This is a genomic window from Aquimarina sp. U1-2 (assembly GCF_017897595.1).
Lineage (GTDB): Bacteria > Bacteroidota > Bacteroidia > Flavobacteriales > Flavobacteriaceae > Aquimarina.
Window position 1 is genome coordinate 1 of record NZ_JAGKIK010000109.1, and the last position, 368, is coordinate 368.

Here is a 368-nt window from a genome sequence, read left to right on the forward strand (position 1 = left end):
ACGGTGTGCCTTGGGGTATGGTACAGCTACCAAACGGAGATTTTTTAGTTACACAACGAGAAGGAAACCTTTTTAGAGTTACCAGCAAAGGTGTAATATCAGAAATTAGTGGTACTCCCAATGTTGTTGCACAAGGTCAAGGCGGTTTACTAGATGTAATGTTGCATCCTGATTTTGAGAACAATACTTATATCTATTTGTCTTATTCTAGCCCAAACCCAAATAACTCCAATCAAAGAACAACAGCTGTAGCGCGTGGACGTTTGTCTGGCAATACTTTAGAAGGGGTTCAGGAAATTTTTACTGCCTTACCATACCTTACTAGTGGAAACCATTTTGGTTCAAGATTGGTATTTGATAATGCAGGT

At 39.4% G+C, this 368-nt stretch carries 1 protein-coding gene; it reads left to right on the top strand.

The window, feature by feature from the left end; all coding sequences use genetic code 11:
- Window positions 1-368, top strand: a 368-nt coding sequence (locus J8281_RS19245) for a PQQ-dependent sugar dehydrogenase (protein ID WP_210199264.1), incomplete at both ends; no start/stop codon positions are given.